The sequence below is a fragment of the Kamptonema formosum PCC 6407 genome, from assembly GCF_000332155.1.
Classification (GTDB): Bacteria; Cyanobacteriota; Cyanobacteriia; order Cyanobacteriales; family Microcoleaceae; genus Kamptonema; species Kamptonema formosum.
This window is the reverse complement of record NZ_KB235904.1, coordinates 1,107,910-1,127,996: the sequence shown is the minus strand read 5'-3', so window position 1 is coordinate 1,127,996 and position 20,087 is coordinate 1,107,910. Positions and strand designations below refer to the sequence as shown.

Here is a 20,087-nt window from a genome sequence, read left to right as displayed (position 1 = left end):
GATTACCCAGATCAACGTAGATAATAATTGAAAACATCTATGATTTTCCTCGAACTCAGCCTAGAAAACTTCGGCCCCTACCAAGGCAAACAAATCATCAATCTCCGCCCTCAAATAGATGAAGAAACCCGCCCCATTATCCTCTTCGGCGGCATGAACGGTGGCGGTAAAACTACCCTTATGGATGCCATTCGCCTCTGCCTTTATGGTAACAGAGCCCAATGTTCCACACGCGGCAATTTAAGTTACAATGACTTCCTCAGCCAATGCGTCAACCGTCACACTCCACCTACTGAAAAAACCCGTATTGAATTAGCCTTTGAGCACGTCTTAGATGACCGTTTAACTCAATATAAAATCGTCCGCTATTGGGAAAAACAAGACACCAAAGATACATTAGGTATTCTTGTTTATGACGGACACGATGAATGGTGGCCAGACAAAGCCATCGCCTCCACCTGGGACGAATACATTGAAACCCTACTTCCCTTGGGTATTTCTAACCTTTTCCTCTTCGATGGCGAACAAGTTAAAGAACTCGCAGAAATGGAAACCCCACCCGATTTTGTCGTCGGCGCAATTAAAAGTCTATTAGGTTTAGAACTCGCCGAACGTCTATCCGTTGACTTAGATATTTTCGCCAGTCGCAAACGTAAGGAAATAGCCGGGGCAAAAGACAAATCTACTCTCGATAAAATTGAAGCCACGTTTGAGAAACTACTCAAGGAAAAAGGAGAAGCAACAGAGGAGACTGGCAGCAATAAAGGCAAATTAGAACAAGCTGAAAAATATTTACAAGAAGCCAGCAATCGCTTTATTTCTGAAGGCGGAAAAATCGCAGGCGAACGCAGCTACCTCGACCAACAATTAAATGATTGGAAAAAACAGGCTGAAACTCAGCGCCAAGCAATGTTACAATTATCCGCAGGTTTTCTCCCTCTTGGCTTAATTTCCCCACTCCTTGAACAAGCCAAAATTCAAGCTGAAACGGAGGTCAACCAATTTCAGGCAAAAATTGCTAAAACAGCCGTAGAACAGAGAAGCGATCGCCTCCTTAAATACCTCACACAACTATCTTTAAAACCGAAACAGTTGCAAGATATCCAAACCTTCATCGAACAAGAAGATGCCGACTTTACACAACTAGCTGAAAGTGGCGAACCTTGGCTAGATGCTACAGTCGAAGCCATCGCCCAACTTGAAACTATCTTAGCATATCAAATCAAAGCTAATCAAGCTATTGCCATAGAAAAAATTAAAGAACTAAAATCCGCTGAAAGCGAGATAGATGTAGTCGAACGCCAACTCGATAAAGCCGCATCGCCGGAAGCCTACGAAAAGTTAGAAGCCGCTGTCAGAGAAGCCCAAAAACAAGTTGCTAACGCCCAAGCAGATTGGGAACTTGCTAACCGCAAAGTCTCTGAAATTGACAGAGAAATTGCCAAAACCCACAAGGAATTAGAAGAATATAGCCACGACTACCTCAAACACAGAAATAACCAACATACTCTCGCTTCCATCGCTAAAGCCCAAAACACGCTTAAACTTTTTAAGGAGAAACTAACTCTCAAAAAACTCAATAAATTGGAAGTAGAAATTACTGAATGTTTCCGCTATCTTCTCCACAAATCTGACCTAGTTCATCGAGTGGCTATTGATACCCAAACTTTTGCCTTATCTATTTACGACTCGCAAGGTACGCTGGTTCCGAAACATCGCCTTTCTGCGGGGGAAAAACAACTCTTAGCCATCGCCTTTTTATGGGGACTGGCGAGAGTATCCGGTCGCCATTTACCGATTGCCATTGATACCCCTCTCGGTCGTCTTGATTCTTCTCACCGTAACAATTTAATTGAGAAATATTTCCCCTCTGCTAGCCATCAAGTGATTCTTTTATCCACTGACACGGAAATTGCTAAAACTGAATATGAACAACTGAAGAAATTGGATGCGATCGCACACACCTATCTGCTAAAATATGATTCTAGCAAACAGCAAACAATTATTGAAGAAAATAGTTACTTTTGGTAAAAAATATGGTACAAACCCTACAAGCACAAGCCGTCAATCTTCGCGACCTCATCGATACATTTGGCATTCAATTAATTGAAGATGAGGGATTTTTCCGCGAGTGGCAAGATGACCTTCCCGAAATCACTGATTTAGATCGGCAACTTCTTGATAAGGTAAAAGCTGGTTATATTAATCTGCTAAATTACCCACCTTTACTAGAAAATGCTATCCGCATGGCTGTACTTGACCCGATGCTTTTTATCGGTGATTTTTACCTAGCCCCGTTTTACGTTAAGGGGGAAAAATCTGTACAAATTATCAGCGAAGATGGGGGAACTATCATCAGGGGAAATATGGACACTCTGGTATTAAAAGACCAATTCTGGGTAATGGTGATTGAGTCCAAAAAAGACGAGTTTTCTATTGAAGCTGGTCTTGCACAAATCCTTGCTTATATGCTAGGCAATCCTCACCCGAATAAACCCAGCTATGGCCTGATTAATGCAGGTGGCACTTTCGTATTTGTTAAATTGGTGAAGGGAGAAGTACCTCTATATGCTTTGTCTAGGATGTTTGGAATCCGCAATCCCGGCAATGATTTGTACACCGTTCTCAAAATTATGAAACGCCTAAGTCAATTAGTAATCTCCTCAACAGAAGATCGTAGCAAATGAAAAGGGAGTTAGAACATTATGAGTTCCTGAAATCCTTGATTCTAGTTCCTTCTTTCCCTAGCCCCTAGCCTCTAGCCCCTAGCCCCTAGCTATAAAATTATGGAACCACCAATCGAAAGAATCCGCCTTTCTCAATCTGGCAAAGACCAACTTTTAAAACTTCGTAGGTTTACTAAAATTGACCAATGGAATATTCTTTGCCGTTGGGGTTTTTGCCGTTCCCTTGCTGAACCTTCTATGCCTTCTCCCGTTCCCATTCCGGCTGATAGTAATGTCGAATTAACTTGGGATGTATTCGGCGGTGAAATGGCTGATATTTTAATAATTGCTTTGAAACAAAGGTGTTATAATGATAAGTTAGGCACGGATAAAGAAACTCTGGCTAAACAATTTCGCCTCCACCTTCATCGCGGAATTGGCTATTTAGCGGGCGATCCCAATATCAAAAAAATCGAAGACTTAATCGCGATCGCCACCCAAAAGTAACCGAAAACAACCGTAACGCCGCCCTCTGGGGGTATCTTTACCTCCCAGAGGGTGGCGTTACGTATATTCCCCAGTAGTCCTTCCGTTAGTGACTTAGGGGGTAAGGGCAAAAAGTGCGATCGCACTTTCTCGATCGCTATTGCCTCATAACCAAACTCATCCGCCAAATCTTCCCCTCCAAAGCGGAACAAATTTTTTTTGTAGTACCCCTTGACATCCTGTAGTACGTTATGTAGTATGTATACATGGCTGACGAAAAAGAGTTTAAAACCTTTGCTTCATAAGCCATCTGCACCTTTAAAGCTAAATAAGTCCTATAAGCAAGAGTCATGTCATTAACTCTAGGACAAAAGCGGTACTTAGCCCTGATGTAAGACACCCCAGGGGTTGTAATACATAGACTACACCGCCCACCGTCCAAACTCCAGTTATTGAAACTCGGAAATTCCACAGCCACAAGCAAAAAAAACTTCCGCAAACTCTTGACAAGCTTGTAGTATTTATGTAGTATGAGTGTATGACAGACGGGAAAGAGCCTCAAAGCTCCAACCCAAAAACCAACCGAACCTTGAAAACAGAATATTAACCTATTGTATGGGGGTATAGCTCAAATGGCTAGAGCAGTCGCCTGTCGAGCGAAAGGTTGCGAGTTCAAGTCTCGTTACTCCCGTAAACAAATCATATCAGATTTGCCAACAGTTAACGGTTAACAATTAACAATTAACCGTTAACCGTGAACATTTCAGGTTAGGTGGCCGAGTGGTTGAAGGCGTTGGTCTGCAAAACCAATATTCGTGGGTTCAAATCCCACTCTAACCTCTGGCAAAAAGCAGCGTAGCTTAATGGTAAAGTCCCAAGTTCATACCTTGGTTAATATCGGTTCAAATCCGATCGCTGCGACCAAAAGTAGGGATAGTGTAACTGGTAACATTACGGTCTCCAAAACCGTCGATCTGAGTTCAAATCTCAGTCCCTTCGCCAATTATGGTGCTGTAGGCAAATGGTTAAGCCACCTGACTTTCGATCAGGTAATTGCGGGTTCAACTCCCGTCAGCACTTCCTTGTGGGTTGTTGGCAGAATGGTTTTTGCAGCCGCCTTTTAAGCGGATGGATCGAGGTTCAATTCCTCGACAACCCACCAACATTCTATTTAATTTCTATTTTGGGTCGGTCCTCCTATAGGTGTAGGAAGCTGTCTGTAAAACAGTGGTTTAATACGATTGCTGGTTCAATTCCAGCTCGACCCATAGCGGGATAGAGTAGTGGTTACTCACAGGTTTCATACGCCTGTTTTACGAAGGTTCGATTCCTTCTCCCGCGTCCAAAAGGAGAGGTGGCCGAGAGGCTGATGGCATCTGTTTGCTAAACAGAATCGGGTTATTCCGACGCAGGTTCAAATCCTGTTCTCTCCGCTTTTCCCCCGGTAGCTCAGTTGGTAGTAGCGCTTGTTTGAAGAACAAGAGGCCGTCGGATCGAAACCGACCTGGGGGGCTGGCATTGTCCTGTAGCTCAGTGGTAGTAGCGATCGCCTGTTAAGCGAAATGTCGTAGGTTCAATCCCTACCAGGACAGCCTTTTTTTTGAATTGCCGGGTAGACAAATCGGTAAAGTCGCCTGTCTCTGAAACAGGAAATTATGTAGGTTCAAAGCCTACCCCGGCAGCCAATTATTGGGAAGTCGCCTAATCGGTATGGCACCGCTCTTTGAAAGCGGACAAATGTAGGTTCAAACCCTACCTTCCCAGTTCTGCTATTAGCAAAGCAGATTAATTAAACTCCTGTAGCCCAACTGGAAGAGGCCGCAAGCTCAAACCTTGTGTGTTACTGGTTCAAATCCAGTCAGGAGTAGTAACGGGATGTGGCGCAACTTGGTAGCGCGGCGGCTTTGGGAGCCGAAGGGTGCAGGTTCAAATCCTGCCATCCCGATTTGCCCCTGTGATGTAATTGGAAAACATCGCTTACTTAAGATAAGTGTTTTGCAGGTTCGAGGCCTGTCAGGGGTACTTGGCATTCAGCCAATTTTCACCGTTTGCTCTCGTGGCGGAACGGCAGACGCACTAGGGAGAGAACCTAGTTTTTTACAGGTTCAAATCCTGTCGGGAGCATCAAATTTTTAGTAAAATTAGGAGGAACTTACTTATAGTATTTAAGAAAAAACTACATGAAGCGGAGTTATCCCGTAGGGAATCGCCTAAACAGCACATACGAGAATTTCAGCAGTTTTGAGCAACCAGCTTTAATCTGTGAATTGTGCGAAAGAGAGATGAAGCGTTTAACAATTCATCACTTAATTCCACAACAATACACTAAACGAAAGAACTTAGGCACAGGCCCAACAGCTAACATCTGTTCTGCTTGCCATAAACAGATTCATGTTCTATTTGATAACAAACGCCTAGCCGAAGAACTCAATACACTAGAAATGCTAAAAAATGAGCCACAAATGCAAAAGTTTTTAGCTTGGGTAAGGAAGCAAACCCCTAGCAAACGAGTCAAAGTCAATCGTCACAGATAGTCAGAAAAATTAACTAAATAAATCTTGCCCCTGTAGCCCAATTGGAAGAGGTAACTCGCTTAGAACGAGGAGGTTACTGGTTCAAATCCAGTCAGGGGCATTTGATGCAGGTGTGATGTAACTGGCAACATGAGGCTCTTGTAAAGCTTTTATGTGAGTTCAAATCTCGCCACCTGCTTGTGCTATTTTAAAGGAGGAACACATAATGTCATTAAAATAAGTGCCATGAAAACTAAAATTTCAGTTATCCAAGCTGATATTACAAAACTCGAAGTTGATGCTATTGTCAATGCCGCTAATGAATCTTTGTTAGGCGGTGGCGGTGTTGATGGTGCAATCCATGATGCCGCAGGACGAGAACTGCTGAAAGAATGTAAAACACTGGGGGGTTGTCCAACGGGAGAGGCGAAAATTACGAAGGGTTACAAGCTCCCAGCAAAGTATGTTATTCATACAGTCGGCCCTATTTGGTACTGGGGAAAGCGAGGGGAAGCAGAATTATTGGCTTCATGCTACTTTTCTAGTCTGAATTTAGCTAAAGATCACAAGGTGAAAACAATTGCTTTTCCTGCTATTAGTTGTGGCGTTTATGGCTATCCTGTGGAACAAGCTTGTCGGATTGCTATTCAATCAACCCTAAAGTTTATTCAGGAACAGAATGTTATAGAGGAGGTAATATTTGTTTGCTTTGGCGAACAGATATATCAAACCTATCTCGAAACTGCCAAAGAATTTGGAATTTAATCTGGCGGATATGGTGCAATGGTAGCATCTGAGTCTTCCAAACTCGCGATACGGGTTCAAATCCCGTTGTCCGCTCTGATAATTTGCGGGTGTGATGTAACGGTAGCATCTGAGTGCGCCACACTCAGCGCATGGGTTCAAATCCCGTCACTCGCTTTGATAGTCCTGTAGCTCAACGGTGGAGCAGTTGTCTTACAAACAACGGGTTACGGGTTCAAATCCTGTCAGGACTACCAATTTAGGGGAGTGTAGCTCAACGGATAGAGCGCCACGCTTCGGACGTGGATGTTGTGGGTTCAATTCCTACCACTCTCGTTGTCTTTACTTGAAATTAAAGAGGTGATTCCATTGAATGATTAATTTTTTATTGTAAGAGCGATCGCACATTTACGTACCCTAACTTGTAGAGCTTACATACTTTAGTACGAGAGGAAAAGTAACGCTGTCAAAAAGCAGTGTGCGTTTGCAAACAAGGAGTGCAAAGAACCCGATAGGTAGGCTTAGAAGTAGCAATCCTTTAAAGAGTGTGTAATAACTCATCGGCGGAGTCCCTTTAGTAGCTGAGAAAACGCAAAGTGCTCTTATTACTTGTACGCTATTCCGATGCGATCGCTTCTAATAATTCACAAGTTTTTATGGGAGTGTAACTCAACTGGATAGAGTGTCGAGCTTCTACCTCGAATGTTGTGGGTTCAAGTCCTACCACTCCTGCTGAATGGGTCTGTAGCTTAATTGGAAAAGCATCTAGCTGGCTGCTAGAAAGATGTCAGTTCAAATCTGACCAGAATCCACCAAATAGTTAATTAAATTGGGTCTGTAGTTCTAATGGGAGAACGCTTCTCTTGCAAAGAAGAGGTTGTGGGTTCGACCCCCATCAGATCCACTGTGTCTGAAGCCAAAGTGGTAGCGGCGCTGGTTTGTGGAACCAGTAATAACGGGTTCAATTCCCGTCAGACACCTTTGGAAGATGCCGCTGAATGGCCGGCAACTGGTCTTGAAAACCAGGGTATAGCTAATAACTATAGGGGTTCGATTCCTCCATCTTCCTTTGACCACTGGGAGCCAGAAAGTGCGGCGCTGTGCTGATAACACAGAGATAGGAGGGGCAGTACCTCCCCGGTGGATTTCCCTCTGCCAATGGAGATGGCGCTGGTGCTACGAACACCGGATGTGATAGTTCGATTCTATCCAGAGGGGTGTAATTCTTAGGGAAAAAATTTTAACTTATTAGCAAGCAGGTTAAGCGATCGCTCAGTTACTCCTCTCCCGCTATAGCACTATTTAATAGGTGTTAAAATGTACAGCTAAATTTGGTCATTATGAGATATTGCAGCATTTGCCTTTCCATCATCAAGACCCTTTTGATCGGCTAATTATTGCTCAGGCGAAAGCAGAAGATTATGTGGTCATTACACAGGATGAGCGATTCAAACTATACGATATTAAATTATCTTGAATAATGATATGAATTTAAAACATTATAATTACTATCTAGTCCTTGACCTAGAAGCTACCTGCTGCGATCGAGAAACTATCAATCGAGAACACATGGAAATCATCGAGATTGGCGCGGTGATGGTAGAACCCAAAAACCTTACAATTGTTGATGAATTTCAAACCTTTATTAAACCAGTTCGCCATCCCATTCTCACTGAATTTTGCAAGTCTTTAACATCTATTTCCCAAAAACAAGTCGATCTAGCACCAACTTACCCGGAAGCGATCGCACTTCTCAAAAATTGGCTATCTGGTTACTCAAATGCTGTATTCGGTTCCTGGGGTGACTACGATCGCAAACAATTTCAACAAGATAGCAACTTTCACAAAGTACCTTTTCCCATTGCTTATCCTCATGTTAATCTCAAACAATTGTTTACAGAACAGCAAGGTTTGCGAAAACGACCTGGTATGGCAAAAGCTCTGCAACTTGTTGGTTTACCCCTAGAGGGAACTCATCATCGAGGAATTGATGATGCTAGAAATATCGCTAAACTTTTGCCTTATATTCTGGGTGAAAAGCAGCTTCCCTGACTTTTTGAACTATTGTACTCGCTCGATACTGTAATCTGTTGTATTTTTTCTGGTGAAATGCTAAGCTAATTATAACTCATCAACCATCTTTCTAAGAGAGAGAACTAATATGAAATTTAGTTTTGAGTTAGATAAATTGAAAATAGAATTTTGTTTTTGGGAACAGGTTTGGGCAGTTAGATTTAACAAGTTTTGGGAAATACCTCTAGCAAACATTGAAGGTGCAACCTCAAAGGAACCTCAAAGTAATTGGCGGGAAATCAAAGCACCTGGTAGTTTTATGCCTGGGGTAATCAAAGCGGGAACTTATTACACTAACAGAGGTAAAGAATTTTGGTATGTCACTAAAGACAGTAATTATTTGACCGTAGAATTCAAGAATGAATCCTATAAAAGGATGATTGTGAACTTGGATGATAACGAAATTTGGGTAGAAAGAATTAATCAGAGAATCGCCGCACAGACAGGATGAGTATAAGTCAGAAGAAACAGGCAAAATACTTAGGTAGCTGTCTTTTCAATCATCTGTACTTTACACTTAAGCGTGCGCTATTATCTGACTATTCTTGAGAAAGACGTTGAACAGCTTGACCTCCCAAAAGACGATCTGTTTCTTTGAGTATCCCAGGAATTTGGGCGGCGTGAGGACTGTGAATCAGACACTTCTTTAGTTCTAATTCGTTAATTTTATGTGCTTTAGAACCGGGAAACCAGTGGCTAGCATTTCCTAGTAGATTATAGCGCATTTTTCCATAGTCGATCATGTCATAAGCGATCGCTAAATTCCACAGCCACAAAATCACAGGAATGTTTATCCCGCCAGGGGTATTTTCAGGAGTAGGTAAGCCGACGTGCCAAGTTTTTACCCAGTCTTCTCCGAGTTTATTTATTGCTTCTTTTTCCAACTTTTCTAAAATCGGCTGTAAAATTTCATCAGCATTATCTAACAATTCTAAAGCTTTGAGATGTTCGTCAAAATCCTGCGATCGCGCCGCCCCCAAACTGAGAGTATGCACTTGGGAATGGGAAAGACAAAATAAGTCGTTAAACACCATCGGACTAAGTGGAGAACATAATTCTACTAATTTTTGAGGTGGATTATAAAGTTTCCCACCTTTATCAGAAGGGCTGATAATAAAAACTCCCATATCGTGGTTACTAGCAGCCTCAATAGCCGGCCAATTATTTTGATTAATGTAATACCAGTGGAGATTAACATAATCAAATTGGTTAGTTTTAATTGTCTGCAAAATCACATCAGTTGGCCCGTGAGTTGAGAATCCTATAAAACGCACTTTACCTTCTGCTTGCAACTTTTTGGCAACATCTATGCAGCCACCGGGACAGATGCTATAATTTAGCAATTCAGAGTTGTTAATACCGTGCAGCGAAAATAAATCGACATATTCTAAGCGTAAGTAAGCTAGTGATTTTTCAAATTCTTGAAGAAATTCTTTGGGATTAGATTTAGGAGAAACTTTGGTTTGAACAATTAATTTTTCACGGGGAAACTTGGGCAAAATCGCTCCCAACTGCATCTCAGAAGTGCCGTAACCACGAGCAGTTTCAATATGATTTATCCCGCATTCTATAGAGCGGCGAATGGTAGTTTCTAATTCTTTTTGATGGTCAGGTGGAACCATATCTGGCGCAACATCTTGCCACTTATATTGATATCTCATACCGCCACAAGAAAAGACGGGCATTTGCAATTCTGTACGACCAAATCGGCGATATTGCATTTTGGTAATTAATAATTGGTAATTGGTAATTGGTAATTGGTAATTGGTAATTGGTAATTGGTAATTGTTGTTATATCAAATCCGGGTTTATTACCGCCACTTTTCTTTTTAGTCCGCGCAGGCGGACTTTGTTTGTGTAGCCGCGATTTCTAATCGCCAGAAAAAGATATTTTTCTCATCTAGCAATTACCAATTACCAATTACCAACTAACCACTAAAAACTAACTATTTAGAAATCTCACGTATTATCGGCTGTCCGTCTTTGATTTCGCCAACCAGAACTAAATCTGTTACGCCTATGAACAAGCCATTTTCTAGTACCCCCGGAATGTTATTTAGGGTTTTTTCTAGTTCCCCTGGGTTGTCAATGGTGTTAAATTTGACATCAATTACCATGTTGCCTTGATCGGTAATTACGGGGCCAGCTTTTCTCACTCCCATGCGGAGTTCCGGTTCGCCGCCTAGTTTCGCGATCGCACGCATCACTGGCGTTATTGCCATCGGTAAAACTTCCACAGGTACGCGAAAAGTTGAACCTAATTTGTCAACTATTTTAGAACCATCTACCACAACGATAAACTGTTCTGCTAAGTAATCGACAATTTTTTCGCGGGTATGAGCCGCACCGCCACCTTTAATTAAATTTAGCTGCGGATCGACTTCATCAGCACCGTCAATAGCAACATCAATGCGATCGATTTCATCGAGCGTTGTTAGCGGAACTCCGTATTGCTTTGCCAAAACTTCTCCCTGAAAAGAAGTTGTCACTCCCTTGATATCTTTGAGCGTGCCGGCCTTGATGCGATCGCCCAAAGCTTCGATCATATAAGCTGCGGTTGACCCTGTACCCAGCCCTACGATCATACCAGACTTTACGCGGTCAGCGGCGGCATAGCCGACTTGTTGCTTGCTCAATTTTGCGGGGTCTTTTTCTGCGGCCATGATAAATGCTCCTCAATGAGTTGGCGGTTAGCGCTGCCAATTAAAATAACTACCAGTGTTTAATTTACCGCAATTAGGGCAATTTATATTGCATTTTCCTTGTCCCTTCTGCTATGGCTTACCTTTATTACTGCAAGTAGCTGAGCGCCGTTAGCGGAAACAAAGGCTGGTTTTGCTCGTCTAGTTTCACTACCCGATCTTGAAAGTTCCACCTCACTAAGTAATTGAAATTATATATCTAATCTAGCTTGAAACTGATGTAAACTGATTGTAAAGGAGGTTATCCGGGTTTTGAGAGCAGGTATCAGTACAAATACAGTAGCGACAGAAACTTATCTGAAGCATCAGGTAGAATATGTCAATAGCTCTTCTACTTAGTTAGTAAGAGTAGAGCAATGAGTTAAATGATTCGATAGTATTGTTGTAAAAACTGTGAGAGTAGCAGAGCCGATGATAACAGAGTCATTAGTGAATTTAGAAGCAGCACAAGCGCATTTCAACAAAGCCAACTGGCTTAAAGAAGCTGGCAAATTAGATGCTGCGGCTGATAATTATCAGAAAGCAATTAGCTTTAACGTTGAGGATGCTGAGATTCATAGAAAACTAGCTGAAGTCTATATTTTGAAAGGACAGTTAGACTCAGCAATTGCGTCCTGCAAATTCGCTCTCAAAGTTAAGCCAGATTTTGCACCCGCATACCTGACAATGGGAAATGCTTTCCACAGTCAAGAGCAACTGGAAATGGCAATTCATGCCTACTCTCAAGCATTAGAAATTGACCCGAACTTTGCAGAGGCTCATGCCAACTTGGGCAGTATGTATTATAAGCTAGGTCGCTTAGATGAAGCTGCAAATAGTTATCAAAAAGCACTTGCTAATAACCCAAATTTGGCTTCAGTTCTTTTAATGCTGGGCAATATATTGCAGCAACAAGAAGACTTAGGTGCAGCTATTGCTTGTTATCAAAAATCCCTAGTTTTGCAGCCAGGGTTACTGAGAAATTATTATAAATTAGCTGAGGCTTTAACAAAAAGTAATAACGTAGATGCCGCAATCTCCTGTTACCAAAAAGTCTTACAATTGCAACCTGGGGATGCTGAAGCTACAGATAAATTATCTAGCTTACAGCAACTAAAATCTCAGGAAGAGCCGAAAAATTCGCCAAATGATGAAGGGACTAAAGGTCAATTTCTTGAACTGGAAAAAGAAGGTGAATGGCAACAGCAAGAACCAATAAAGCAAGATGAAGAATACGGGCTACAACCTTCAAGTTTAAATCTACCACAGACTACCCAAGATTTAAGTTTAGATCGGCCTTTTGAAACTGCTGATGAAACTGCGGAACAAGTTTCAAGCTTCAATTTTAATCCTCCCGAACAAGTTGCTAAATTTCAAGAAGTTGAGGAATATAAAAAACGCGCCGAAGCTTATTTACTCCAAGGAAATTTCAGAGAAGCGATCGCATCTTGCCAGTTAGCGCTGAAAATTAGACCCGATTTCATACAAGCCTATGTGACGCTGGGGAACGCACTGCAAGGTCAAGGAAAAATGGATGCTGCCATTCGCGCCTACGAACAAGCACTCGAATTTGAACCCAATTATGCCGAAGTCCGCGCCAACATTGGTAGTATGTATTTCAAAATGGGGCATTTGGAAAAAGCGATTGTTTATTATCAGCAAGCCATCGCTCTTAAACCAGATTTAGCGGGAGTATATTGGAACTTAGGCAAAGTATTTCAGAAGCAAGGAAAATCAGCGGAAGCAATTGCTTATTTTCAGAAAACGAGCGACATAAATCCTCATGTAGTTGGTGCAGATTTCCATTTTAATTTAGCCAATACGCTTTTAACCGAAGGCAAGCGAGATGAGGCAATTCAGAGTTATCAAAGAGCGATCGCAGTCAAACCTGATTGGGCAGAAGCTTATGCCAATATTGGCAGTGCGCGGATGCAGCAAGGCAATCTAGAAGAGGCAATCCAATACTATCGGAAAGCTATCGCGATTAAACCTCAGTTAGAAGCGCTACATTTCAACATAGCTAATGCACTTTTGCATCAAGGAAAGTATGAGGAAGCAATTAGTAATTATCAAGAAGCCATCAAACATAAACCAGACTGGCCAGACGCGATCGCCAATATGGGTAATGCCTTTTCCATGCAAGGGAAACTAGAAGAAGCGATCGCCACCTATCAACAAGCTTTAGTTTATAAACCAGACTGGGCAGAAGTTTACTGCCGAATGGGACACATTCAGAAACAGGATCGACCCGGAGAGTCAATTGGTTATTTTGAAAAAGCGATCGAACTCAATCCTTATTTCAGCGAAGCACACCAGCAATTGTGCGACTTACTCAGTCATTCTAGCAACCTAGCAGGAGCCAGAAAAGTAGCTGACAAATACTGCGAATATTGCGGTGAAAGTGTCCCAGTTATGTCCGCAACTGCTTACGTATTTTCCTATCTCCAATCAGGTGTTAGCGAACTCGCTCTTCAGAAACTTATAGAGATAGAAAAACTCAGCTATCAAAGCTGTGAAAATTTTAGTGTCATTGACATTAAACTACTCTACGAAATTTTCCTCTTTGCCGTTTCTCACCTGCGAGATGATAGAGAAGCAAATGCCAACTTCTACAAACTAATTGCCCAGCAATATTACAAAAAAGCTGTACCACAACGGCAGATAGATCGCAAACCAAAGCCTAGCAATTACCCAATTAAACAAAGGCATTTAAGAATTGGTTTTCTCTCCAAACACTTTCGCCGCCATTCCGTAGGTTGGTGCAGTGAAGCTTTAATTCGCGAACTAACTAAGATCACTCCTCACGTTCATCTCTACGTTACTGGGAAGCTACAAAAAGATGAAGTTACAGAGCGATTTGAACAAATGGCAGGCAAATTCTACTGGCCTAAAAAATATCCGAATGGATTTGCAGATGGGGGAGAACTTCTTGAAGAGGTATTGCAAGATAATTTGGATATCTTAATAGATTTAGATTCAATGACAGTGCCAACCAATGTGGAGATATTGTATTACTATCCCGCATCAGTTTGCGTTTCTTGGCTGGGATTTGACGCACCATATCTATCTGACAAGCATTACTTTCTCTGCGACAAATACACTCACCCTGCGGGCGTGGAAAAACATTACATTGAGCAATTAGTCAGATTGCCCGAATGTTCTGTAGCAATTAGTGGATTGCAAAGTGTTTCTGTTGATAGAAATGCTTTAAGAAACTCTTTGGGAATTGGTTTAGATCAGATGACCTATCTGTGCGTTGCACCTGGCAGAAAGACCAATCCTGAAATGCTACGGGCTCAAGTTAAAATCCTTAAGGAAGTTCCTGACAGTTTGTTGATCCGTAAAGGTCAGGGAGATCCCGAAGTAATTCACACCAGTTATCGCCAAGAATGCGATGCTCAAGGAGTAGATTTCAATCGGATTAAATTTTTAGGGCAAACCAAAACGGAGGAAGAACATCGGGCGATTTATTATGTCGCTGACGTGCTGTTGGATTCTTATCCTTACAATGGTGGAACTCATAATTTAGAGGCTTTATGGGCTAATTTACCAGTGGTAACGAGAGCAGGTAATCAGTATCTATCGCGGATGGGTTACGCATTTTTGAAGAGTGTAAATCTTGATGTGGGTGTAGCTTGGAATTGGGAAGAATATACTCAATGGGGGATTAAATTTGGTCGAGATGCGGCTTTCAGAAATGCGGTGCGGGAACATTTAGTCCGTTCTAAGCAACCGGAGAATTTAGCGCCGTTGTGGAATCCTAAAAAGTTGGCACAGGAGATGTATGAGGTGTTTCAAGAGCTTTTAGCTAAGCAGGCTTAATTAACTATAGGGTGGGCAATCGCTGGAAAAAGCCTGTAACTCATAGCTAGATATGGTTGAAGCGAGTGTCCACCTTACAATTTATTAATGATTGTCTGACAATTGATTTTAACTTCAATACTGCCATAGCCATAAGCGCAAGCCTTCAGCCTGTTTTGCTTATTCTAGTGTTTATTCCAGGGATAGTATTGGGAGGGAAGATATCTTCAAAAAAAAATTCACCCTTTGTTGAGATGAAAATATACTGGTAATTTTATCTTACTTAATTACCAAGAGTGGTATAATGAAATCTTAGGTTGAGAAGAGAACAATATTATGAGCCAAAACACAAAAATATCTCAATTCCAACAAGCTCTAGAAGCTGTCGAAGCTTTATCATTAGAAGACCAATCAATACTGCTAGATATCCTTCACAAACGCCTCCGTCAACAGAGACGCAATGAATTATTAAAAGAAGTTGCAGAAGTTCGTCAGGATTACGCTCAAGGAAATGTAAAATTTGGTTCAATAGCAGATTTTATGGCGGAGTTGGATGATTAATGAAAATTGGTTGGAGTCCGAAGTCTATTCGCTCTTTCAAACGTCTAGTCCGTAAAAATCCACAACTTAGACCGTTGATTGAGGCAACTCTACAACTCTTAGCTGAAGACCATTTTCACCCTAGCTTGCGGACTCACAAGCTGGCAGGAGATTTATCAGGTATATGGTCATGTTCAATTGATTATAGCTACCGCATTTTATTTGAGTTTGTTACAAGCCTAGAAGATGAAGAAGAAGCAATTTTATTAATAAACTTGGGTTCCCATGATGAAGTGTATTAAACAGATTAAGTACAGTTTTATCACCTCGATCGCCTTTCAACCTACTATATGAATCCAATACTCCGGACAGTTTTTGAGTAAAAGCCTATAACCCTGATTCTACCGTTAGCGATCGCTCCTAGACGAAAGCCTGAAACCCTGATTGTACCGTTAGCGATGCCTACGGCTGGCTGCGCCTACGCAAACTGTCCGAAGTGTTGTGAATCTAAAATGAATCAATTATGAATCAACAATGATGAAATTATTTAACTTGAAAAACTTACAAAATACTCTAAAAAACTGCTTTACATTCCCATATATATATAGTATGATAATTCCATGCTGAAGGGGAGTAGCTGCTGGCACTAAACATAACCAGCCCACCTGAGTCAACATACTGGCGTTAAGCCTGGTTCAGGTGACAAATTAGCCGATCGTCCTTAGTCTAACGACAAGGAAAAAGACAGCAATTTGCAAGCGAGACTTTCACTAAGTTCACATCTAAGGTGAGCTTGGTGGAGTATTGCCCTCTCATCAAGCTCACTCAGATAGCCACAATAAAAATCTGAGGAGATTGAGAGAGTGTTAACAGCTTTTACTGCTGGTCTATTATTGATTACCATTTCTGAATTAGGCGATAAAACATTCTTTATAGCCGTCATTCTAGCAATGCGGCATTCGCGGAGGCTAGTGTTTGTGGGAGCCACCGCTGCCTTAGCAGCTATGACAGTATTATCTGTTTTAGTGGGTCAAGCAGTCTCACTATTACCGCAGAATTACATTCACTTTGCCGAAATAGCTCTGTTTTCTTGCTTCGGGTTAAAACTGCTGTACGATGCCAAAAATATGCCCGCGAAATGCGATCGCGAAGAAATACAGGAAGCAGAAGAAGCGGTAAATCAAGTGCGTGCCTTTAAATGGTTGCCAGCAGGAAGTAAATTAGCTGTTATTCTCAAAACCTTTGTACTAACATTTATAGCAGAATGGGGCGATCGCACCCAAATAGCCACCATCGCCCTCGCCGCTTCTAACAATGCCGTTGGTGTAACACTTGGAGCCATTTTAGGACACGCTATCTGTGCCGCGATCGCAGTTATCGGGGGACGCATCATCGCCGGTCGAATTTCCGAACGTACAATCACCGCCTTGGGTGGATGCCTTTTCTTAGTTTTCGGTACAGTTGCCCTGTTAGAAGGAGCTTAGAAACTGTTAACAGTTAACTGTTAGTTGTTGGTTATTAGTTGCAACTAATAATTGAACTAACAATATCGTTCTCTATCAAACTCGTAGTAGCGACTTTAGTCGCTTTCTTCTGCAATTAAGCGACTAAAGTCGCTACTACGATTATGAGCATGAAAGTTTGTTTATCTAGTTTACGACTTACGCAAAAACCAACAAACAACAACCAACAACTAACAACTAACAACTAACCATTAACCATTAACAAATTAAGGTTAAGGAGTCGGAGATGACGTTTCAGGAGCACTTGTAGGCGAACTCGTAGGCGAAGGAGCAGGCGAAGGAGCCCCAGCAGCTAACTGCTTAATTTGGTCTTTAAAATTAGCAGGAGCCAGCTCAGTAGCCTTATTAAAAAGTCCTTCGGCATCTTCAGTTTTCCCCTGTTCTCTCAAAACAATTGCCTTAGCCAAAACCGGGCGAAAATCCTTAGCATCAGCCTTGATCCCCTCATCGTAAATCACGATCGCCTCATCAAAACGCTTCTGCTCAGCATAAACCTGACCCAAAATCAACTGCACCGAAGTTACATCAACACTCCCAGCCTTCGCCTGATTTGCAGCCGGAGCCGCCTTCAGAGTATCTTGTAACAACCCGATCGCCGCTTCTGGCCGCTGCTGCTTGAGCAACAAATTCACCAACCCTTGCAAAGCCTTAACGTCCCCAGGCGCAACCGTCAGCACCGAGCGGTAAGCTTGAGCAGCACCTTCGCGATCGCCAGCATACTCCTTAGCTTGCGCCAACAAAATCGAATACTCCACATTTTCAGGATTCAGCTTCGACAATCTTTCCAGAGGCGTAATTACATCCTTAATTTCCCCCTCTTTAGCCTGAAGCAATTCCAGGCGCACCTGCAACAGGCCCCGCAGAGCCGTCACATTGTCCGGTTCCCGTTGCAAAACCAATTCATAACCCCGTGCCTGACCTTGTAAATCCGATTGCTTCGCCATAGTTGTTTGTGTTGGTGAAGGCGAAGGCGAACTCGATGCCTGATTCGCCTTCACAATACTATCCACAATCGGAGCAATAGAAAAACCCACAAAGGCAATAAGTGACAGCACCATCACCACACTAATCAAACCGCGACGCTTTCCTACCATCTCACTAGACCCCCACAACCGCAATGGTTCTCAATTTCACAGCTCCAACTGACAAAACAGCGTTTTGCTTGCAGCTAATATGGTAACAGGCCCACAAGTCTACTCAGCGAATCAACCTTGACTTACAACCCAGCCACTTACCATTCGGTAAAGCAGGATAGTCTAGTGTAGTTTTGTCTAGCTGTGAAATTGCCTAACTGTGCGGATCAGCCCGTTAGGTAATTGAATTATAAGTACAATAACCACTGAAGGTCGTGACGCTACTAGCTAACAACTCCCGCTCAAGGCAATCAACTTAAGATGCGATCGGTATCTCCTAAACCCTTTGATATCAAAGATTTTGGGAATTTACAGCAGCATCGAGTTGACAGTCCTTGAGCTAAAAGTTAACAGGCCGGGAGACATGAGGCGCAAGCCCCAAGTCCTCCGCTAGTGGCATTTCAAACAGTTTCTTCCTAAGTTCCCAAAAGGGATGTGTCTCCGCTGCAAGGAGTTTTTATGAACCCCTCCCCGAACCGCTCTTCCAAATCGTCCAAGTCTACTCCCTCTCAAAAAGAGAACCTAAGCGAGCAGATTGTCAATCTGATTAAAGCTCCTACCCAGCCGCCAGAGTCAGCAGCCGAGAGTCCTGTACCTTCGGAATCTGCTACACCCGTGCCTGTCGAGCCCAGTAAACCCCCAGCATCAACAGAGGCGATTTCCTCAACGGAAAAGCTGCAAAAGCCCCGTCGGATAGTGCCCATAGTGCAAACAGCACCAAAGGACGCTGAATCTGTAGCAACGGCTTCAGGAAAAATAGCACCAAAGGAAAAATCCGGCGATGCCCCCCCGCCCTCCGCTCCTGTTAGCGATCGCCAAACTGCACCCGCCTCAGAGCCAATAGCAGAAGACGCTATTGCTAACGAGGAGGAACCAGTAGATCCCACAGCCGGGGCAATGCGGCAACACCCAATTCCCCCGCCCAGCGAACCCAGACAGTACCGAGCCGTTGGCTTAGTCCGGGGGCGCTACGCTGCCTCAGAAGAGCAATTCACGCGGGGTACGCTCACGGCATCCGATGGCACGGCGATCGACGCAGTGTTACTTGGTCGAGTTATGAGTTTAGTGAAAAATCACCTGAACTTAGAACAAGAACACCTCTGGGTAGTCTATCCCCGCACCCGACAGCAAGATGGCAACTTACACGCCCAGATTATGGGCGTTTGGGAGCCGGAAACGCTTAAAAAACCGATCGATCCGTCCTCAGAGGAAGAGAACACTGCACCAGAGGACGATCGAGAGGAGGTAAGCAGCGAAGAATCCCCCGAATCTTTCCCGCCGTCCCACATCAATGTTGAAAATGGCTATTTTTCTATTCGCGGTGAGGTAATTTATCAATCCCAAGAGGACGAAAAATATGTCATCGTCAAGATCAAACAAGCTCCCCGCAAGGATGGGGAGACGATGAAGTTTTTTAAGTTAAAACTCACTGGGGATTTAGCAACAAAGGCAGTCGGTCATTTTTGGGACTTCCACGTACAGTTGCAAGCTGAGAAACTTTTGATTCAACAGGGCAATAATATCGGCCCCATGCCCGTGAAGAAAAAGCCATTCAACAAGGCTGGTGGTGGTGGTGGTTTTAAAGGCAAGCGTGCCTTTACTCCCGCCCCTAAGAGAGATCCAGACGCACCGCGTCCTGCTCCTCCCACACGCAAACCGGCAGCGGTAGCAGCCGAAGCGCCTCCTCCTCGCAAGGAACCCCTTGCTAAGCCTGTCAAGAAGCCTAAGCCTACTGAGGAGTGATGGGCAGGGGAGAGGGGGAGCGGGGGAGCGGGGGAGCGGGGGAGCAGAGGAGCAGAGGAGCAGGGGAGCAGAGGAGCAGAGGAGCAGAGGAGCAGAGGAGCAGAGGAGCAGAGGAGCAGAGGAGCAGAGGAGCAGAGGAGCAGAGGAGCAGAGGGGAAATCTTCCTCTTTCCTGTTCCATCTCT

16 protein-coding genes and 28 tRNA genes are annotated in these 20,087 nt (G+C 43.2%); 41 read left to right on the top strand and 3 right to left on the bottom strand.

Features of this window, described 5'->3' with window-relative positions:
• The first annotated feature begins 39 nt into the window (after positions 1-39).
• From dndD to OSCIL6407_RS0121815, 36 genes are all read left to right on the top strand, one after another.
• Positions 40-2,031 carry a DNA sulfur modification protein DndD gene (gene dndD, locus OSCIL6407_RS0121970; RefSeq protein ID WP_007353676.1) on the top strand — a complete coding sequence of 664 codons (1,992 nt, stop codon included), beginning with the start codon at positions 40-42 and terminating at the stop codon, positions 2,029-2,031.
• A gap of 5 nt (positions 2,032-2,036) precedes the next feature.
• Complete coding sequence (locus OSCIL6407_RS0121965) at positions 2,037-2,687, top strand: hypothetical protein (RefSeq protein WP_007353677.1); 651 nt, start codon at positions 2,037-2,039, stop codon at positions 2,685-2,687.
• Positions 2,688-2,786: 99 nt separating this feature from the next.
• Complete coding sequence (dndE, locus tag OSCIL6407_RS0121960; protein WP_007353678.1) at positions 2,787-3,173, top strand: DNA sulfur modification protein DndE; 387 nt, start codon at positions 2,787-2,789, stop codon at positions 3,171-3,173.
• 596 nt (positions 3,174-3,769) lie between these two features.
• Positions 3,770-3,843 (top strand) — tRNA-Asp (locus OSCIL6407_RS0121955).
• 75 nt (positions 3,844-3,918) lie between these two features.
• Positions 3,919-3,992 (top strand) — tRNA-Cys (locus tag OSCIL6407_RS0121950).
• Between the two features lie 9 nt (positions 3,993-4,001).
• Positions 4,002-4,076 (top strand) — tRNA-Met (locus OSCIL6407_RS0121945).
• A 3-nt stretch (positions 4,077-4,079) separates the two neighbouring features.
• Positions 4,080-4,154 (top strand) — tRNA-Trp (locus tag OSCIL6407_RS0121940).
• 5 nt (positions 4,155-4,159) lie between these two features.
• Positions 4,160-4,232 (top strand) — tRNA-Glu (locus OSCIL6407_RS0121935).
• 6 nt (positions 4,233-4,238) lie between these two features.
• A tRNA-Lys gene (locus tag OSCIL6407_RS0121930) sits at positions 4,239-4,314 on the top strand.
• A gap of 23 nt (positions 4,315-4,337) precedes the next feature.
• Positions 4,338-4,420, top strand: a tRNA-Tyr gene (locus OSCIL6407_RS0121925).
• A gap of 1 nt (position 4,421) precedes the next feature.
• A tRNA-Met gene (locus tag OSCIL6407_RS0121920) sits at positions 4,422-4,497 on the top strand.
• A gap of 3 nt (positions 4,498-4,500) precedes the next feature.
• Positions 4,501-4,585, top strand: a tRNA-Ser gene (locus OSCIL6407_RS0121915).
• A gap of 5 nt (positions 4,586-4,590) precedes the next feature.
• Positions 4,591-4,664: transfer RNA gene (locus OSCIL6407_RS0121910), tRNA-Phe, on the top strand.
• Positions 4,665-4,671: 7 nt separating this feature from the next.
• Positions 4,672-4,744, top strand: a tRNA-Asn gene (locus tag OSCIL6407_RS0121905).
• Between the two features lie 14 nt (positions 4,745-4,758).
• Positions 4,759-4,837, top strand: a tRNA-Gln gene (locus OSCIL6407_RS0121900).
• A gap of 5 nt (positions 4,838-4,842) precedes the next feature.
• Positions 4,843-4,916, top strand: a tRNA-Gln gene (locus tag OSCIL6407_RS0121895).
• Between the two features lie 29 nt (positions 4,917-4,945).
• Positions 4,946-5,019: transfer RNA gene (locus OSCIL6407_RS0121890), tRNA-Leu, on the top strand.
• Between the two features lie 4 nt (positions 5,020-5,023).
• A tRNA-Pro gene (locus OSCIL6407_RS0121885) sits at positions 5,024-5,097 on the top strand.
• A gap of 3 nt (positions 5,098-5,100) precedes the next feature.
• Positions 5,101-5,174: transfer RNA gene (locus OSCIL6407_RS34685), tRNA-Leu, on the top strand.
• A 28-nt stretch (positions 5,175-5,202) separates the two neighbouring features.
• Positions 5,203-5,276 (top strand) — tRNA-Leu (locus OSCIL6407_RS0121880).
• Positions 5,277-5,332: 56 nt separating this feature from the next.
• Entirely contained in the window at positions 5,333-5,686 is a 354-nt protein-coding gene (locus OSCIL6407_RS31100) for a hypothetical protein (protein ID WP_007353681.1), read from the top strand.
• A 26-nt stretch (positions 5,687-5,712) separates the two neighbouring features.
• Positions 5,713-5,786, top strand: a tRNA-Leu gene (locus tag OSCIL6407_RS0121870).
• A gap of 6 nt (positions 5,787-5,792) precedes the next feature.
• Positions 5,793-5,864 (top strand) — tRNA-Thr (locus OSCIL6407_RS0121865).
• A 47-nt stretch (positions 5,865-5,911) separates the two neighbouring features.
• Positions 5,912-6,430 carry an O-acetyl-ADP-ribose deacetylase gene (locus OSCIL6407_RS0121860; RefSeq protein WP_007353682.1) on the top strand — a complete coding sequence of 173 codons (519 nt, stop codon included), beginning with the start codon at positions 5,912-5,914 and terminating at the stop codon, positions 6,428-6,430.
• A gap of 4 nt (positions 6,431-6,434) precedes the next feature.
• A tRNA-Gly gene (locus tag OSCIL6407_RS0121855) sits at positions 6,435-6,505 on the top strand.
• 10 nt (positions 6,506-6,515) lie between these two features.
• Positions 6,516-6,586 (top strand) — tRNA-Gly (locus OSCIL6407_RS34680).
• A gap of 5 nt (positions 6,587-6,591) precedes the next feature.
• A tRNA-Val gene (locus OSCIL6407_RS0121850) sits at positions 6,592-6,666 on the top strand.
• Positions 6,667-6,672: 6 nt separating this feature from the next.
• A tRNA-Arg gene (locus OSCIL6407_RS0121845) sits at positions 6,673-6,745 on the top strand.
• Positions 6,746-7,067: 322 nt separating this feature from the next.
• Positions 7,068-7,141 (top strand) — tRNA-Arg (locus OSCIL6407_RS0121840).
• 6 nt (positions 7,142-7,147) lie between these two features.
• A tRNA-Ala gene (locus OSCIL6407_RS0121835) sits at positions 7,148-7,224 on the top strand.
• A 16-nt stretch (positions 7,225-7,240) separates the two neighbouring features.
• A tRNA-Ala gene (locus OSCIL6407_RS0121830) sits at positions 7,241-7,313 on the top strand.
• A 2-nt stretch (positions 7,314-7,315) separates the two neighbouring features.
• Positions 7,316-7,389 (top strand) — tRNA-His (locus OSCIL6407_RS0121825).
• Positions 7,390-7,392: 3 nt separating this feature from the next.
• Positions 7,393-7,478 (top strand) — tRNA-OTHER (locus tag OSCIL6407_RS34675).
• A gap of 240 nt (positions 7,479-7,718) precedes the next feature.
• On the top strand, positions 7,719-7,886 hold the full coding sequence (locus tag OSCIL6407_RS37260; RefSeq protein ID WP_007353684.1) for a PIN domain-containing protein: 168 nt from the start codon (positions 7,719-7,721) through the stop codon (positions 7,884-7,886).
• 8 nt (positions 7,887-7,894) lie between these two features.
• Positions 7,895-8,461 (top strand): 3'-5' exonuclease, encoded by a 567-nt coding sequence (locus tag OSCIL6407_RS0121820; protein WP_019487664.1) that lies wholly within the window; start codon positions 7,895-7,897, stop codon positions 8,459-8,461.
• A 109-nt stretch (positions 8,462-8,570) separates the two neighbouring features.
• Entirely contained in the window at positions 8,571-8,933 is a 363-nt protein-coding gene (locus tag OSCIL6407_RS0121815; protein ID WP_007353686.1) for a hypothetical protein, read from the top strand.
• Positions 8,934-9,021: 88 nt separating this feature from the next.
• Here the strand turns inward: OSCIL6407_RS0121815 and OSCIL6407_RS0121810 are convergent, their stop codons facing one another.
• Positions 9,022-10,203, bottom strand: coding sequence for an aldo/keto reductase (locus OSCIL6407_RS0121810; RefSeq protein WP_007353687.1), 1,182 nt, complete (start codon positions 10,201-10,203; stop codon positions 9,022-9,024).
• Between the two features lie 225 nt (positions 10,204-10,428).
• Positions 10,429-11,145, bottom strand: coding sequence for a ribose-5-phosphate isomerase RpiA (gene rpiA / locus OSCIL6407_RS0121805; protein WP_007353688.1), 717 nt, complete (start codon positions 11,143-11,145; stop codon positions 10,429-10,431).
• A gap of 450 nt (positions 11,146-11,595) precedes the next feature.
• Between rpiA and OSCIL6407_RS0121800 the strand changes: the two genes are divergently transcribed.
• The 4 genes from OSCIL6407_RS0121800 (at position 11,596) to OSCIL6407_RS0121785 (ending at position 16,988) form a co-directional block, all read left to right on the top strand.
• A complete protein-coding gene (locus OSCIL6407_RS0121800) occupies positions 11,596-14,985 on the top strand; it encodes a tetratricopeptide repeat protein (protein ID WP_007353689.1) in 3,390 nt (1,129 codons plus the stop codon).
• A gap of 315 nt (positions 14,986-15,300) precedes the next feature.
• Positions 15,301-15,525, top strand: coding sequence for a hypothetical protein (locus tag OSCIL6407_RS0121795; protein ID WP_007353690.1), 225 nt, complete (start codon positions 15,301-15,303; stop codon positions 15,523-15,525).
• Complete coding sequence (locus OSCIL6407_RS0121790) at positions 15,525-15,806, top strand: type II toxin-antitoxin system RelE/ParE family toxin (RefSeq protein ID WP_007353691.1); 282 nt, start codon at positions 15,525-15,527, stop codon at positions 15,804-15,806. Before OSCIL6407_RS0121795 ends, OSCIL6407_RS0121790 begins: the two co-directional genes overlap by 1 nt.
• Before the next feature lie 561 nt (positions 15,807-16,367).
• Positions 16,368-16,988 carry a TMEM165/GDT1 family protein gene (locus OSCIL6407_RS0121785; RefSeq protein WP_007353692.1) on the top strand — a complete coding sequence of 207 codons (621 nt, stop codon included), beginning with the start codon at positions 16,368-16,370 and terminating at the stop codon, positions 16,986-16,988.
• A 251-nt stretch (positions 16,989-17,239) separates the two neighbouring features.
• Here OSCIL6407_RS0121785 and OSCIL6407_RS0121780 read toward each other — a convergent pair whose 3' ends face one another.
• The gene (locus tag OSCIL6407_RS0121780; protein WP_007353693.1) at positions 17,240-18,121 is read right to left on the bottom strand and encodes a tetratricopeptide repeat protein; all 882 of its coding nucleotides are present in this window, start codon (positions 18,119-18,121) and stop codon (positions 17,240-17,242) included.
• A 498-nt stretch (positions 18,122-18,619) separates the two neighbouring features.
• On the opposite strand from OSCIL6407_RS0121780, the gene OSCIL6407_RS0121775 reads away from it, so the two are divergent.
• Positions 18,620-19,903: a hypothetical protein gene (locus OSCIL6407_RS0121775; protein WP_007353694.1), complete on the top strand. Its 1,284-nt coding sequence runs from the start codon at positions 18,620-18,622 to the stop codon at positions 19,901-19,903.
• The last annotated feature ends 184 nt before the right edge of the window (positions 19,904-20,087 follow it).

Coding starts and splice junctions, on each gene's coding strand:
- OSCIL6407_RS0121780 (WP_007353693.1), bottom strand. CDS start 18,121: ATGGTAGGAAAGCGTCGCGGTTTGATTAGTGTGGTGATGGTGCTGTCA.
- dndD (WP_007353676.1), top strand. CDS start 40: ATGATTTTCCTCGAACTCAGCCTAGAAAACTTCGGCCCCTACCAAGGC.
- rpiA (WP_007353688.1), bottom strand. CDS start 11,145: ATGGCCGCAGAAAAAGACCCCGCAAAATTGAGCAAGCAACAAGTCGGC.
- OSCIL6407_RS0121790 (WP_007353691.1), top strand. CDS start 15,525: ATGAAAATTGGTTGGAGTCCGAAGTCTATTCGCTCTTTCAAACGTCTA.
- dndE (WP_007353678.1), top strand. CDS start 2,787: ATGGAACCACCAATCGAAAGAATCCGCCTTTCTCAATCTGGCAAAGAC.
- OSCIL6407_RS0121775 (WP_007353694.1), top strand. CDS start 18,620: ATGAACCCCTCCCCGAACCGCTCTTCCAAATCGTCCAAGTCTACTCCC.
- OSCIL6407_RS0121800 (WP_007353689.1), top strand. CDS start 11,596: ATGATAACAGAGTCATTAGTGAATTTAGAAGCAGCACAAGCGCATTTC.
- OSCIL6407_RS0121810 (WP_007353687.1), bottom strand. CDS start 10,203: ATGCAATATCGCCGATTTGGTCGTACAGAATTGCAAATGCCCGTCTTT.
- OSCIL6407_RS0121795 (WP_007353690.1), top strand. CDS start 15,301: ATGAGCCAAAACACAAAAATATCTCAATTCCAACAAGCTCTAGAAGCT.
- OSCIL6407_RS31100 (WP_007353681.1), top strand. CDS start 5,333: ATGAAGCGGAGTTATCCCGTAGGGAATCGCCTAAACAGCACATACGAG.
- OSCIL6407_RS0121815 (WP_007353686.1), top strand. CDS start 8,571: ATGAAATTTAGTTTTGAGTTAGATAAATTGAAAATAGAATTTTGTTTT.
- OSCIL6407_RS0121820 (WP_019487664.1), top strand. CDS start 7,895: ATGAATTTAAAACATTATAATTACTATCTAGTCCTTGACCTAGAAGCT.
- OSCIL6407_RS0121860 (WP_007353682.1), top strand. CDS start 5,912: ATGAAAACTAAAATTTCAGTTATCCAAGCTGATATTACAAAACTCGAA.
- OSCIL6407_RS0121965 (WP_007353677.1), top strand. CDS start 2,037: ATGGTACAAACCCTACAAGCACAAGCCGTCAATCTTCGCGACCTCATC.